Origin of the sequence: Borborobacter xinjiangensis, assembly GCF_047739745.1 — a bacterium.
GTDB lineage: Bacteria > Pseudomonadota > Alphaproteobacteria > Rhizobiales > Rhizobiaceae > Pseudaminobacter.
This window is the reverse complement of record NZ_JBLLVA010000006.1, coordinates 64,624-79,070: the sequence shown is the minus strand read 5'-3', so window position 1 is coordinate 79,070 and position 14,447 is coordinate 64,624. Positions and strand designations below refer to the sequence as shown.

Here is a 14,447-nt window from a genome sequence, read left to right as displayed (position 1 = left end):
ACGAAAACAGATCCGGCCGCACGCCAGGCGCATCGTGGGCGGCCTGATCCCACTCAGTCGCAAGCAGGAATTCGATGTTCGAACTTCTCACCCAAGAGAGCTATCGCAGCGTCCCGTGGAAGAATGGACAGGGGACCACCCGGGACGTTCTTTTGCTGCCGGCTGGCGCCTCCCATGAGAATTTCGATATTCGCGTCAGCCTTGCACCTATTGTCGGGGATACGCCGTTCTCGGCTTTTCCGGGCATAGAGCGCGTCATCACGTGTCTCAGCGACAATCTGGTCGTCCTGGTCTTTGCCGATGGTCGCGAAGTGCAACTCGACACGCTTGCGCCATATCGTTTCGACAGCAGCCTTTCGCCCAGCACAAGACTGCCGGCCGGTGAAAGCCAGGTTCTGAACGTGATGACGAGGCGCGGGCGTTGCAACGCGACTGTCGAAATTACGCATGGCGCCGCTAAAAACACGCTAAAGGTGCCGTCTGGCGGAATGGTAATCGTGCATGCGGCGCAAGGCGATTGCGAGGTGGCCGGACGCCGGGTCAGTTTCGGGGAAACCATGCTCGTCCGGGACCTCGCCGAAGTGGCGGTCACAGTTGGCAGCGGCAGTGCGGCGCTCGTTGCGACGATTGAGCGTGCGCAGCTCGCTTGAACAAGACGAACCGCCCGCGCAATTTCAGTGGAACCGCTCCGCGCAATGCATAGGCAATACCAATGCCGATGCTTGCGGATTACTATTTTTCCGAAGCGCTCGCGCAAGCTACATCTCCGGTCATGAGCAAGATGATCGATATCCGGAATGTGCCGCGGCTTCGGGTTTTCCACGACGCGGACGAGCGGGCTTTTCTGTTTCGCCCCATGGCTGAGGAGCGGAGCCGCTTTCTTCCAGACGGCTGCCGCGCTCCGATGCGCATGGTTTCCGATGCAGCGTCGGTTCCGGATGAGTTGAAGGGAAGCGTCATGCTTCTCGGCAATTTCGACGGCTTTCATCGCGGCCACCAGCAACTGCTTGCGGAGGCGAAAGTTCAGGCGCGCCATAATAGCAGGCCGATCGGCGCCATGTCGGTCGAGCCGCATCCCCGTCAATTGTTCACGCCGCAGTCTCCGGCCTTCCGGCTGAGCACGCCCGCCGGCAAGAAGAGGCTGTTTTCCCGCCACGGCCTAGATTTCCTCTATAGCCCGCGTTTCAACCATCGTTTCGCTGCCCAGGAACCCGAACAGTTTGTCGACGAAATCCTGGTCGGCGGCTTCAATGTCGGACATCTGGTGGTTGGATCGGGTTTTCGCTTCGGCCGTCAACGGCGTGGCGATGTGAAAATGCTGCGCGAGATCGGCGACCGGCGCGGCTTTGGGGTGAGCGCCGTAGATGAAGTGCGGTGGGGCGACGTGACCTGCTCCTCGACCGCCGTGCGCAATCTGCTGACGGCAGGCGACATCGATGCCGCCAATGCCATGCTCGGCTACCGGTGGAGCGTGGAACTGAATCAGGCCGTCAACGGCGGGGCGAATGTCGAGTGGCCAAGCGACGTTCTTTTGCTGGCCTGCGGTGACTATGATGTTTCGTTCAAAGGCGCGAGCCGCAGCGAGCCGTCTCGGCGTGGCACGATCTCCATTCGGCCCGCCGGCCAGGTGCGGCTGAACTCGGAGGCATCCGAAGTTGCCGCTACTCCCGATTCGTTGCTGGTGGAATTCCGCGCGCGCGTCCGCGACTAGGATCGTAAAACGCGAACCAAAGGCGTCGCCAAAATTATTTTACAGCGCCAACGAGTTGGCCGGATATCGGGGCCTAAAAGATTTGGAGGCACCGATGACGACGAGATCCGCTTTGAAGCTCACCCATGCCGGCGCATTCAAGGCGCTGTCCAGCGCGGTCGCCAAGGCGGAGGAGCTTGGCGTGCCGCAAAACATCACCATCGTCGATGATGGCGGCAACCTGCTGGCGTTTGTGCGCATGGACGGCGCCAAGCTGCTGTCGCGTGAGACCTCCATGTCCAAGGCCATCACCGCCGCGTCGCACCGCCAGCCGACGTCGCGCCTTGATCCCAACTATGAAATCAAGCTGGCGATTGCCGGCGGCGGCCGCCTGACCAATCTCGAGGGCGGTTTGCCCATCGTCATTGACGGTCAATGCGTGGGCGCCGTCGGCGTTGGCTCCGGCACGGGCGCGCAGGACGTCGAAGTGGCGCGCGCCGCGCTGGCCGGCATTGGCGCCGAAGACCAGAAGCCCTGACCTTCGAAAGCATCGCGACGCTGCCGGCGGCAAGTTCGCTGGCAGTCGTGCGCATTTCAGGAAACAATCCGATCGGAGGTTTCGCGATGAAGCTCTTCCATGCGCCGACATCGCCCTATGTCCGCAAGGTCATGGTCATTGCCCATGAGACCGGCCAGCTTGCCGACCTGCAGCTCCATTTCAGCGGCACGACGCCGATCGCCGGCGATCCGGATCTGCAAACGGCCAATCCGCTGGGCAAGATCCCGGCGCTGGTCCTCGACGATGGAAGCTGCCTGTTCGACAGCCGGGTGATTTGCGAATATCTGGCCGCCCGCGCTGGTGACAGCACGCTTTTCCCTCCCCCCGGGCCGCAGCGTTGGGAGGCGCTGTCACGCCAAGCGCTCGGCGACGGCCTTCTCGATGCGGCTCTGCTTGCCCGTTATGAATGGCTGATGCGCCTGGAAGAGCGCCGCTCGCCGGAATGGCGTGCCGCGCAGCTTCGCAAGGTCGAACTGGCGCTGAACAGTATCGAGGCGCTGATCCCGACGATGGGCGATGAGGTCACGATCGGCACGATCACGCTGGGCTGCGCACTCGGATATCTCGATTTCAGGTTTCCCGAATTGGCCTGGCGAACGAATCGCCCCGCCGCGGAGCGCTGGTTTGCCGCGTTCGACGCGCGGCCCTCCATGGTCGCCACCCGACCGCGTGATCGAGCCGTATCGACCGACGACAGCAGCTCAACCCAACGCTGATGACAGGCGCAGTGATGACCGACACATTTCGAATAGACATCCTCAATGGACCGAACACGAATCTTTACGGGCTCGATCCGAATGGGCTCTACGGGCGTCTGACGCTCGCACAGATCGAAGAGCGCTGCCGCAGTCGGGCCGAGCAGCTCGGTGTCGCGATGCGCTTTCGTCAATCAAGCAGCGAAGGCGTGCTGATCGACTGGATACATGAAGCGCGCGACAGCGCCGACGCCATCGTCATCAATGGGGGTAGCCTGTCCTACACCTCGCTTGGGCTGATGGATGCGCTTGCAAGCTTCCCCGGGCCCAGCCTGCAGGTGCATGTCAGCAACGTCTTCAAGCGCGAGCCCATCCGCCATCACTCCTTCATCTCGCAGGCCGCCACCGGCTGCCTAATCGGGCTTGGCCCGCTTGGCTACGAAATCGCGGTCGAGGCGCTCGTGATGTTCCTGCGCGAGCGGGGTCCCTCCACCTAAATCGGAAATGCTGAGCCAAGGAATCCCTAAGTTCTATTATACAAAACGACTGTTTTGTCTCAATAAATTCCCATCGAACCGCTCGATGAGAAAGTCACGAGATCCCGATATGGCAACCGTTCAAGCATCCTGTGCAGAAAAGATGAAAGTCGACGCCGGTACTCGAATTCCGACCGTCGACCGTGCAGCATTCGTTTCCGCGATGGGCGGCGCCGTCACCAGCGTCAATGTCATCACGACCGATGGGCCGGCTGGTGCGTTCGGCGTCACCGTCAGCGCCATGGCGTCCGTCTCGGCCGATCCACCGATGGTGCTCGTCTGCGTCAACCGGCGCAGCCCTGCTTGCGCTGCCATTCGCGAAAACGGCGTGTTTTGCGTCAACCTTCTGGCGGCGCATCAGCATGGTATCGCGGATGTGTTCGCTGGCCACCCGCAGGTGGGCGATGCGTTCGATTTCCGCTGCGCCGAATGGCAGCAGACAATCACCGATTCGGTGCGTCTGCCGGATGCCGTAGGCACCTTCGACTGCGTTCTGCACGACAGCTACGACGCCGGAACCCATACCATTTTCATCGGCCGCGTCGTTGACGTGACCACCAGCGAGCGCGTGCCTCTGGCGCACAGCCGCCGCACCTATTGCTACCCCGCCGCGCTCTCATCCGATTTCGTGCCGCCGGCGGCAGGTGGCCAGCAAGCTTCTGCAGGAAAGGCATCCCAATGATCAGAACCGGCAATCAGTACCGGGATTCAATCCGCGACGGGCGGCGCATCTGGATCAACGGCGAGCGCGTCAAGGATGTCACCACCCATCCGATGTTCAAGCCAATCGTGGACATCCGCGCGCGCATCTACGATATGGCGCACGAGCGGGAATTCGTCAGCCGAATGAGCTATGAGGAGAATGGCGAGCGTTTCGCCATCGGCCTGAAGCTGCCCTACACGCAGCAGGATTGGCACGACAAGCGCCTCTCCACTGACACGGTGCTGGACGAGGTCAAGGGCATCGTCACCCGCGTCGGCGATGAGACGGTCGGCGAGATGTGGTCGCTGTTCGATGGCCGCGATATGCTCAACGAGGTCGATCCGCGCTTCGCGGCGAATATCGAGCGCCACATCAACACCGTGCTTCGCAACGATCCTTTCCACGTTTCGGCCAATACCGATCCGAAGGGCGACCGCTCCAAACGGCCTCAGGATCAGGATCCGGACATGCTGCTGCATGTCGTCAAGGAGACGGATGCCGGCATCATCGTCCGCGGCGCCAAGTACGAGACCGCTGCGGCCTATGCCAACCAGGCCTTCACCAAGCCGACCATCGCCAATTGGGGCGACGAGAAGCTATCGGATTATGCAGTCGGCTTCATCTGCGATTTCTCCTCGCCCAATCTTCGCTTCATCGCCCGCACCGGCTTTGCCGGGCGCGCGCCGGCAGAGGATTATCCGCTTTCGAACCGGGTGGACGAGGTCGATACGCTGGTCATCTATGACAATGTGCTGATCCCCTGGGAGAACGTGCTTTTCTACCAGTACACCAGGGCGGCGCAATTCATCCGCTCGACCTTGCATCGCTATTCGGCCTTCGCCTTCGTCCAACGCAATCTGAAGCTGGCCGACCTGATGATCGGCGCGGCTCTCTGGAACGTGCGCCAGACCGGCCTGGAAAAGCAGCAGGCCGTTCAGGAGAAGCTGGCGACGCTCGCCTGCTACCGTGAGGGCATCAATGCTCACCTGACGGCGGCGATCGCCAATGCCGAGCCGAGCCCCGCCGGGCTGCTGATGCCGAACCAGTCGCTGCTGATGACTGGCCGCGTGCTCGCCTGCTCGCAGTTGCATCACATGATGCACATTGCGCGTGAACTTTGCGGCGGCCAGATCTGCGTCACTCCGGACTACGCCAGCTTCCGCGATCCGGAAGCCGGCCAGTGGCTGAACAAGTTCTACACGCTGAACGACAACTGGCACTCGGAGGACCGCAGAAAGCTTCTCGCCTTCGCGCGCGATCTGCTGAATTCGGACTATGCGGGCCACCGCGTAACCTTCCAGCTCTTCGCGCAGGCCCCGCCCTTTGCCCATCTGGCGGCTGTCTACAACAACTTCGATTGGAAGGAACCGTTGCGGTTCACCAAGGAGGCGGCAGGCTTGTCAGACCGCGTCTATGGTCCGCAAAACTTCGCGGCCGCTGCCAAATAGCAGCTTCTCATTCGCCTCGCGTCGTCTGGTCCATGTCAGCCGGCGCAGGCGATTTCCCTTTCTCGACGGAACCCACTCATGATCCACAAGCGCCTTCGGCCATTCAATACCCGTGAAACCTATCCGGAGCAGAAGCTCGACAACGATCTTTCCCAGGGCGTCGTCGCCCGCGGCACGACGGTGTTCCTGCGCGGGCAGGTCTCGCAAGACCTTGAAACCCGCGAATGCCTGCATGTTGGCGATGCCGCCAAGCAGACCGCCAAGACGATGGAGAACATTAAGATGCTGCTGGAGGAAGCCGGCAGCGAAATGGCCCATATCTGCCGTATCGTCGTCTACGTCACCGATATCCGCTATCGCGAAGCCGTCTATCAGGAGATGGGCAAATGGCTGAAGGGCGTTTTTCCGTGCTCCACCGGCCTGGTCGTGCCGGCGCTGGCGCGGCCGGAATGGGTGGTCGAGATCGAGGTGACCGCCGTCATTCCTGACGCCGCATGAACGGAGGATGTTGAAGTGACCTTTTCGATTTCGGGGCGCTGCGCAAAGACCGGTATGTTCGGTATTGCCGTGTCGTCCTCAAGCCCTTGCGTGGCGGCGCGCTGCGCCCATGCACGCGCCGGGGTGGGGGTGGTGGCGACCCAGAACATCACCGACCCGACGCTGGGGCCGCGTGGTCTCGACCTGATGGCGTCGGGCCTGAGCGCCGCCGAAGCGTTGGAGCAGATCAAGGCCGATGCCAGGCACATCGAATATCGGCAGCTCGCGCTCGTCGATCGGCATGGCAATGGCGCGGCTTTTTCGGGCGCCAACACCCTCGGCACGCATCGCACCGTGATTGCGCCGGACGTGGTGGCGGCCGGCAATCTGCTGTCGAGCCCCGTCGTGCCGGAAAAGATGGCTGAAGCGTTTCTGGGCAACGACGGAAAGCCGCTCGGCGACCGGCTGATTGCAGCCATGTTTGCCGCTCTCAAGGCGGGAGGCGAGGAGGGGCCGGTCCATTCGGTCGGCATGCTTCTGGTGCGTGAGGTGGCTTGGCCGGTGGCCGATCTGCGCGTCGATTGGCACGAAGACGATCCGATCGGCGAACTGGCGCGATTGTGGGAGTTGTGGGCGCCTCAACTCGATGCCTATGTCTCGCGCGGGATCAACCCTTCGCAAGCGCCCTCCTATGGAGTCCCCGGCGATCTTTGAGGGAGGAGGCGATCACTTGATCGAACCCGACCCTGAGCCGGGTTACGCCTTGACACTGAATAGGGCAGCGTCCATCGTTCGCGATGGTTCCGGGCGCTGCCTTCAATGCGGCTGGGAACAGTAAGTGTGAATGTCAATCTATCTCAGGGCCTCGTGAACGACCTGGATCCACGTACATTCTCGATGCGGTTCACGCTTCGGCAACTCGCTTACTTTGTTGCTGCCGGAGAAGTTGGCGGCGTCACGCTGGCATCCGAACGGATCAACATCTCTCAGCCCTCGATATCCGCCGCCATCTCCCAACTGGAAGCCGAATTCGGCCTGCAGCTTTTCGTGCGCCATCATGCGCAGGGTCTGTCGCTTACGCCGGCCGGGCAGCGGCTGATGTATGCGGCCAAGGCGCTTCTGCAACAGGCGGAGGACCTTCACGGCGTCGCCTATGAGGTGGCGAGATCCGTCTCCGGTCCGCTTCACATCGGCTCATTCCGTACGCTGGCGCCGATGCTCGTTCCGGAATTATGCAAGTCGTTCCTCGCGCAATATCCGGCGGTAACGCTGCGCTTCTCGGAAGATGACGAGGCGGCGCTGATCGCCAAGCTGCGCCGCGCCGAGATCAATCTGGCGCTGACCTATTCGATCCACCTGACCGAGGATATCCATTTCGAGCCGCTGGCCGAGTTGCCGACTTATATCTTGCTGCCGGCCGACGATGAGCTTGCCACGCGCACCTCGGTGCCGTTGAGCGAGCTGGCAGAGCGGCCCTTCATCCTGCTCGATATGCCGCTCAGCAAAGAATATTTCCTGTCGCTGTTCATGATGCATGGGCTCACTCCGAATATCGTCGCCACATCGGAATATCCGGATACGGTGCGCAGCTTCGTCGCTTGCGGCTTCGGCTATTCGCTGATGACGGCACGGCCGATGAATATGTGCGCAGCCAATGGCAAGCAGCTCGCCTATGTGCGGCTCGAGGGTGATTTCACGCCGATGAAGCTCGGCATGGCGACGCTGAAGGATCTGCGCAAGACGCGGGCGACCGAAACCTTCGAGCAGCATTGCCGTGAATTGATCTCCACGGACGCTTTGCCCGGCATGGCGCCCTGGCAATAGCCAGTCTTTCTATTCCTTATTCCGTCAGTTCGCCGACCAGCCTGCGCAGCATCGTCATGCATTGCGACATCTGTTCGACGCTGATGAATTCGTCGGGCTGATGCGCCTGGCGGATATCGCCTGGCCCGCAGACGACGGTCGGGATTCCGAGCCGCTCACGGAACAGACCCCCTTCGGTACCGAAGGCGATCTTTCCGGTCTTGCCGTCATTTGCGGTGAGCCGCTGGACGTGACGGACCACTTCGGCATCAGCCGGTGTATCGAGACCGGGATAGGCGTTGGTGACTTCGACAGCCACATCGGCGCCGGCAAAGCGCGAGCGGGATTGTTCGGCGAGCTCCGCGGCGCTCGTGGAGATGCGGTCGAGCAACCGCTGCGGATCATCACTCGGAATATTACGGATCTCGAAAGCGAGGCTGCAGTCGTTCGGCACGATATTGAGGGCAGTGCCGCCCTTGATGGTCCCGACATGCACCGTGGTGAACGGCACGACAAAGTCGGAGTCGTGGTTGCCTTCGTTGATCAGTTCATCCTGCAATGCGCGCAGGGTGGAGACCATGTCTGTTGCCATGTAGATGGCGTTCAGTCCCTCCGGGGCGTGGCTGGAATGGCACTCCCGCCCGGTGCAAGTGATCCGCCCGGCCACCTTGCCCTTGTGCGCAATCACGGTCTGCATGCTGGTCGGCTCGCCGATCACGCACATGGACGGCCGATTGGCCCGATGCGCGAGGATATCGATCAGCCGGCGCACGCCGACGCAGCCAATCTCCTCGTCATAGCTGAAAGCCACATGCAGCGGACGGCGGAAGGTATGGCCGGCGAATTCGCGGATCGTCGCCAGAACGCAGGCAATGAACCCTTTCATATCCGCCGTGCCGCGCCCGTAGAATCGCTCGTCGCGCTTTACGAGCCGGAAGGGATCGCTGCTCCAGGCCTGGCCCTCGGTCGGCACGACGTCGGTGTGTCCCGACAGCAGGACTCCGGCAATGTCAGCCGGGCCAAGCGTAGCGTAGATATTGGCCTTGGTCCCCTCTTCATTGTGAACGATCTCGGATGCGATGCCGAGTTCGGCCAGGAAGTCCCGGATATAGTGGATCAGGTCGAGGTTCGAGGCGCGGCTGACCGACGGGAAGGCAATCAGCCTGTCGAGGATTTCTGCTGCGTGCTGGATGGACATGCGTCGGCTTCGCCCAATGACAATTGGCCCTGTTTAGCCGCCAATTCTCATCTTGTTGATCTTATTTTCCGAAGCCGAGTATCGGAAGGGTCTCGCCGCTGCACTTTGGCGGCTCGCATGCCAACCCGTTCTTCAGATTCGCCTTTTACGAATGGCGGTTCCGGCTCTCGCCGCTGTAGACATCAGCAGCCGGCTTGCGGCGTGCATTTTGGGGGGATGGCGATGGACATGCAATATCGGCGCGAACAAGACAGTCTTGGCGATGTAGACGTTCCCGCCGGTGCATTATGGGGCGCTCAAACTGAACGGGCGCGCGGCAACTTCCGGATCTCCGGAATTTCGCTCGACCGCTTCCCGCATCTGATCACCGCGCTTGCCATGACGAAAAAGGCGGCGGCGCGGGCCAATGCCCGCCTCGGTGTTCTCGCCCCAGACAAATGCGAGGCGATCGAGGTCGCCTGCCGCGAAATCATCGCTGGCCGCTATCACGAGGCCTTTCCGCTGGATGCGATCCAGGGCGGAGCGGGCACCTCGGTGAACATGAATGCCAATGAGGTGATTGCCAATCTCGCCAATGAATGGCTGGGCGGCGCGCGCGGCTGCAACGAACCGGTGCATCCGAACGACGACGTCAACCGGTCGCAATCCACCAATGACGTTTATCCGACCGCGGTTCGGCTTTCGCTGGTGCTTGCCCATGCCGATCTCGAGACGGCGCTGCTGTCGCTGGCGGCTTCCTTCGATGAGCGGGCATTCAACTTCGCCGCAATCGTGAAGCTCGGCCGCACCCAGCTTCAGGACGCCGTGCCGATGACGCTCGGTCAGGAATTTTCGGCCTTCGCCACGGTTCTGCGTGAGGATGTGCAGCGGCTGCGCGAGATGCTGCCGCTCCTGATGGAGGTCAATCTCGGCGGAACGGCGATCGGAACCGGTCTCAACGCGCCCAAAGGCTATGGCGAGGCGGCACTGGCCGAGCTCTGCTCCATAAGCGGCCACAAGCTCACGCCCGCGGCAAATCTTCTCGAGGCGAGCTGGGATATGGGCGCCTTTGTTCTTTTCTCGGCCATGCTCAAGCGGCTGGCGACGAAGCTCTCCAAGATCGCGAACGATCTGCGACTGCTTTCGAGTGGTCCGCGCGGCGGTTTTGGCGAGATCAAGCTGCCGCCGGTGCAGCCGGGCTCGTCGATCATGCCGGGCAAGGTCAATCCGGTCATCCCCGAAGTTGTCAATCAGGTCTGCTTCCAGGTCATCGCCAGCGACTTTGCCGTGACCATGGCCTCCGAGGCCGGCCAGTTGCAGCTCAATGCGATGGAGCCGCTGATTGCGTTCAACCTGCATTCTTCGATCCACATGCTGCAGGCGGCGATCCGCACCCTGGATGAGCAATGCGTGCGCGGCATCGAGGCGGATCCGGAGCGTTGCCGTGCGCATCTGCAAGCAAGCGTCGGCTCGGTGACGGCGCTGGTCCCTGTCATCGGCTATGGCCGCAGCGCCGAACTGGCCAAAGATGCGCTTCGTCTCGGTCGCAACGTGGCGGATCTGGCCGTCGAACGCGGTCTCGTCAGCGCGGAAGACGCGGCCGTCCTCCTGAATCCGATGAAGCTCGCCTTCCCAGCTTAGCAGTCTGCGTCGAGAGCGCCCTTCGGACTATCCGATGCGCGGCAATGATATTCCCGATTTTACGCGACGGTTGAACCTCGACACAAAGTGCGGGGCGGCTGCCATGCCGGATGCAGTGTTGTTTGAAAAGGCGCGGGCCTTAGCCATGGTTCGCGATCCGCTGAGGGGAGTTCGTTCGAATGACGACCATGCAAAAGATGATGAAGGCAGTGATCGCCTCCGAACCTGGCGGACCGGAGGTGCTTTCATTGGTCAAAAGACCGCTGCCTCAGCCTGGACCGGGCGAGGTGTTGATCCGGGTTACTGCTGCGGGCGTGAACAGACCGGACCTGATGCAGCGGCGCGGGGCAATTGCCGTGCCGCCCGGTGTCAGCGATGTGCTCGGCCTCGAAGTCGCCGGCGAAATCGTCGCGACCGGCCCCGGCGTTCCTGAATCTCGCATGGGCGAGTCCGTTGTCGCCCTGGTTTCGGGCGGAGGCTACGCCGAATACTGCCTCGCCCATGCCGGCCACTGCCTGCGCCGCCCGGCAAGGCTTGATTCGGTGTCGGCGGCTGGCCTGCCCGAAGCGGCCTTCACCGTCTGGCACAATCTCTTCGAGCTGGGCGGCCTGACGCCCGGCGAAACCGTGCTTATCCATGGCGGCGCCAGCGGCATCGGCACGATGGCGGTACAGCTTGCGCGGGCAACCGGCGCGACGGTGCTGACAACCGCCGGAGGGGCCAAGAAGACGGCCTTTCTGCGCACACTTGGCGCCGATTTTGCCATCGACTATCGCAGCGAGGATTTCGTCGAAGCCGGAAGGCGCGCGACCGGAGGCAGGGGCGTGGATGTGGTGCTGGATATTGTCGGCGGCAGCTACATCGAGCGCAATTTCGCGCTGCTCGCGCCGGGCGGCCGCCATGTCAGCATCGCCTTCATGGAGGGTGCTGTCGTGCCGATCGACCTGACCACCGTGATGATGAAGAGCCTCAGGCTGACCTCGTCGACGCTCAGACCCAAATCCGTCGAAGAGAAATGCCGGCTGGCGCGCGCGGTGGAGCGTCACGTTTGGCCGCTCGTGGAAAAGGGGCTGGTCACCCCGCCGATTTTCCAGACCTTCCCGCTCGAAGCGGTAGTGCAGGCGCATCGTGTTCTTGAAGACAACGCGAATATGGGCAAGGTCGTGCTGACCTGCGCATGAGGTGTGACCAACCAAAACGGATTGTTGAAGAACCGGACGGCTGCGCGAGGCTGGCGCAGCCGTCCGCGCGCGTTGCCGCCAGTATCGCTTTTTCGGAACCTTAGTATCGGAAATGTAACTTTGTCATTTTGACGCACCAATATATCATCATCATAGGGAGAACTATAAACAAGCTCTGCCGTAATATGACGGAGCCATACTAGAATTCAGGGAGAAATGCATTGCGTATTTTGCGCTTCTGCCTATTGAATTGGTTCATCTATGCTGTTGTTCCGGCGAAAATGAGGCGGGGCGTCTGCTGAGTGCCGGCCCTGAAAGGGGCTGATACTTGGTGCGCCTGCGGGCGCTCCGTAGCATTCATACAATGAGGGCTTAGAGCGCATATGAAAATTAAGGACATTCGGGTCAGCATCCACGCTTTCCACAACTTCGTCCCGATAATCAACAAGCCTATAGAGGACGATTACCGGATCATCTGCGAGATCGAAACCGATGACGGGCATGTAGGCTTCGGCATGGCGTCGCGGTTTCTCTGGCACGGTGTGGCCGCGATTGTCGCACAGCATATCGCGCCGGCGATCATGGGTATGGATCCGCGCGATCTGGAGCTGATCCACGCCCGCCTTCAGCCGATCCTGTCTGAGCGCGGCCAGATGACCGGCATCAATCTTTCGGCGCTGTCCTGCGTCGACCTGGCGCTGTGGGACCTGATCGGCAAGCAAAGCGGACGCACCGTCGCGCAATTGCTCGGCGGGCACAAGGACTATGCCGACGCTTATGTAACCTATGGCTTCCTTGCTTATGAGGCGGACGAGCTGATCGAGATGGGACGGCGCCTGATCGCCAAGGGGCACACGCGGCTGAAGATGCTCGTCGGCTCGAAAGCGGGTATCGTCGAAGATGCAAGGCGGGTGCGCAAGGTTCGCGAAGCGCTCGGCGACGACATTCTCCTCGCGGTTGACGCCAATGAGAGCCTCAGCGCCGAAAATGCGATGCGTCTGTGCCCAATGATCCAGGAGTATAACATCGCCTGGTTCGAGGATCCGCTGCGCCGTGTCGATGCGCGTGACCTAGGGATGCTGCGCAAGCGCACGACGATCCCGTTCTCGGCGGGGCAGATGGACGGCCACGTGCTGCGTTTCCGCGAATGGGTCGAGCATGATGCGATCGACATCTTCATGCCCAACAGCATGTACAACGGCGGCATGACGGAAACCCGACGCGTCGCTCATCTCGCCCAGGCTTACAACAAGCCTTTGTCCGACGCCGGTGGCGGCGGCATCTATTGCCTGCATCATGTCGCGGGCTTCCGCAACGGTACATTGGCTGAGATTCATCTCGGGTCCGAGCAGGTCGAGGAGCAGATGTTCATCGACCCGCCGAAGGCGAAGGATGGCCGGGTCGCTATTCCGAACGCGCCCGGCTTCGGCGTCACCCTCAACCGTGAACGGCTCAAGGAGACGTTAGTCCAAAAGTACCTTTAAGCATTCAAAAGAACCAAAAATGGGAGGGAACTGAAATGCTTAGTACTGTCAAACGTATCGTCGGACCGATTTTATTGGGAGCGGTGTTGTTTACAGCGCCGGCTGGCGCGGAGGAACTGGCGCTGAGGATGTCCAGCCCTTCGCCCGCCACCACCATGGATACGCTGTTGATGCAGACCATGGCCGAAAAGTTGAAGGAGAAGCTGGGCGACGACTTCAAGAGCGATTTCCATCACAGCGGGGCGCTTGGCGACGAAAATGTCCATATGCAGCAGATCCGCACCGGCCAGATCGACATCACTCCACTCGGGTCCGATGCGGTGCAACTCGATCCGACCTGGGCCGTGTTCGAACTGCCCTTCCTGTTCGGCGATCGCGGCGATGTCGCACGACTGCTCGACGGAGAAATCGGCGAAAAGCTTCGCCAGTCCATGCGCGAGAAAGTCGGCGTGGAGGTGCTGGCCTTCGGTGAAATGGGCTTCCGCCAGATCACCAACAATGTGCGTCCGATCACCAAGCCGCATGATCTGCGCGGTGTGAAGCTCCGGGTTCCGGGCAGTCAGGCGCGCATGCTGACATTCAAGACGTTCGGCGCGACTCCGGTGACGCTAAACTATGGCGAAATCTATCTTGCCCTGCAAAGCGGCACCATCGACGGTCAGGAAAACCCGCTCAACGACATCGTCTCGAATTCGATGCATGAGGTGCAGTCCTATCTGTCGCTTTCCAACCATGTCTATACGCCTGTGACACTGGTGATGAATGGCGCGAAGTTCGACAGTCTCAGCGACAGCCAGAAGGCACTCGTCAAGGAAGCGGCGGCCGAAGCAGCGGTAGAGCTTAGAAAGATCGGCGAGCAAAAGGACCTTGAGTTGCTCGACAAGCTCAAGAGCGGCGGGAAAATCGCGATCAACGAGATCGATCGCCCGGCATTTCAGGCCGACTCCGCAGCGATCTACGCCTCGGTCGAGAGCATCGCGGGCCCGGAGATCACCAAGGCCGTGCTTGAGGCGGCCGCGGCGAATTGATCGTTGGCAGTGGCGCCGCATGCCC

At 61.4% G+C, this 14,447-nt stretch carries 15 protein-coding genes; 14 read left to right on the top strand and 1 reads right to left on the bottom strand.

Annotation, left to right across the window (positions count from 1 at the left end; translation table 11 throughout):
• Window positions 1-74 precede the first annotated feature (74 nt).
• The 10 genes from ACLKMW_RS09360 (at window position 75) to ACLKMW_RS09315 (ending at window position 7,932) form a co-directional block, all read left to right on the top strand.
• Entirely contained in the window at window positions 75-650 is a 576-nt protein-coding gene (locus ACLKMW_RS09360; RefSeq protein ID WP_415724184.1) for a HutD/Ves family protein, read from the top strand.
• A 62-nt stretch (window positions 651-712) separates the two neighbouring features.
• Window positions 713-1,711 carry a hypothetical protein gene (locus ACLKMW_RS09355; protein WP_415724183.1) on the top strand — a complete coding sequence of 333 codons (999 nt, stop codon included), beginning with the start codon at window positions 713-715 and terminating at the stop codon, window positions 1,709-1,711.
• Window positions 1,712-1,805: 94 nt separating this feature from the next.
• A complete protein-coding gene (locus ACLKMW_RS09350) occupies window positions 1,806-2,228 on the top strand; it encodes a GlcG/HbpS family heme-binding protein (protein ID WP_415724182.1) in 423 nt (140 codons plus the stop codon).
• Window positions 2,229-2,314: 86 nt separating this feature from the next.
• Window positions 2,315-2,965, top strand: coding sequence for a glutathione S-transferase family protein (locus tag ACLKMW_RS09345; RefSeq protein ID WP_415724181.1), 651 nt, complete (start codon window positions 2,315-2,317; stop codon window positions 2,963-2,965).
• A gap of 14 nt (window positions 2,966-2,979) precedes the next feature.
• Window positions 2,980-3,441 (top strand): type II 3-dehydroquinate dehydratase, encoded by a 462-nt coding sequence (locus tag ACLKMW_RS09340; RefSeq protein ID WP_415724180.1) that lies wholly within the window; start codon window positions 2,980-2,982, stop codon window positions 3,439-3,441.
• Window positions 3,442-3,448: 7 nt separating this feature from the next.
• Window positions 3,449-4,162 carry a flavin reductase family protein gene (locus ACLKMW_RS09335; RefSeq protein WP_415724179.1) on the top strand — a complete coding sequence of 238 codons (714 nt, stop codon included), beginning with the start codon at window positions 3,449-3,451 and terminating at the stop codon, window positions 4,160-4,162.
• Window positions 4,159-5,631, top strand: a complete 1,473-nt coding sequence (locus ACLKMW_RS09330) for a 4-hydroxyphenylacetate 3-hydroxylase family protein (protein ID WP_415724178.1) — start codon at window positions 4,159-4,161, stop codon at window positions 5,629-5,631. Before ACLKMW_RS09335 ends, ACLKMW_RS09330 begins: the two co-directional genes overlap by 4 nt.
• Window positions 5,632-5,709: 78 nt before the next feature.
• Window positions 5,710-6,129, top strand: coding sequence for a RidA family protein (locus ACLKMW_RS09325; protein WP_415724177.1), 420 nt, complete (start codon window positions 5,710-5,712; stop codon window positions 6,127-6,129).
• Window positions 6,130-6,144: 15 nt separating this feature from the next.
• Window positions 6,145-6,822 carry a DUF1028 domain-containing protein gene (locus ACLKMW_RS09320; RefSeq protein ID WP_415724176.1) on the top strand — a complete coding sequence of 226 codons (678 nt, stop codon included), beginning with the start codon at window positions 6,145-6,147 and terminating at the stop codon, window positions 6,820-6,822.
• A 183-nt stretch (window positions 6,823-7,005) separates the two neighbouring features.
• Window positions 7,006-7,932, top strand: a complete 927-nt coding sequence (locus ACLKMW_RS09315) for a LysR family transcriptional regulator (RefSeq protein WP_415724175.1) — start codon at window positions 7,006-7,008, stop codon at window positions 7,930-7,932.
• 16 nt (window positions 7,933-7,948) lie between these two features.
• Here the strand turns inward: ACLKMW_RS09315 and argE are convergent, their stop codons facing one another.
• Window positions 7,949-9,109: an acetylornithine deacetylase gene (gene argE / locus ACLKMW_RS09310; protein ID WP_415724174.1), complete on the bottom strand. Its 1,161-nt coding sequence runs from the start codon at window positions 9,107-9,109 to the stop codon at window positions 7,949-7,951.
• A gap of 216 nt (window positions 9,110-9,325) precedes the next feature.
• On the opposite strand from argE, the gene ACLKMW_RS09305 reads away from it, so the two are divergent.
• The 4 genes from ACLKMW_RS09305 to ACLKMW_RS09290 all read left to right on the top strand — a co-directional run bounded on the left by ACLKMW_RS09305 (window position 9,326) and on the right by ACLKMW_RS09290 (window position 14,422).
• Window positions 9,326-10,729: an aspartate ammonia-lyase gene (locus tag ACLKMW_RS09305; protein WP_415724173.1), complete on the top strand. Its 1,404-nt coding sequence runs from the start codon at window positions 9,326-9,328 to the stop codon at window positions 10,727-10,729.
• Window positions 10,730-10,908: 179 nt separating this feature from the next.
• Complete coding sequence (locus tag ACLKMW_RS09300; protein ID WP_415724172.1) at window positions 10,909-11,910, top strand: NAD(P)H-quinone oxidoreductase; 1,002 nt, start codon at window positions 10,909-10,911, stop codon at window positions 11,908-11,910.
• A 383-nt stretch (window positions 11,911-12,293) separates the two neighbouring features.
• Entirely contained in the window at window positions 12,294-13,394 is a 1,101-nt protein-coding gene (locus tag ACLKMW_RS09295) for a mandelate racemase/muconate lactonizing enzyme family protein (protein ID WP_415724171.1), read from the top strand.
• 35 nt (window positions 13,395-13,429) lie between these two features.
• Window positions 13,430-14,422, top strand: coding sequence for a TRAP transporter substrate-binding protein (locus ACLKMW_RS09290; protein ID WP_415724170.1), 993 nt, complete (start codon window positions 13,430-13,432; stop codon window positions 14,420-14,422).
• Window positions 14,423-14,447: the final 25 nt, after the last annotated feature.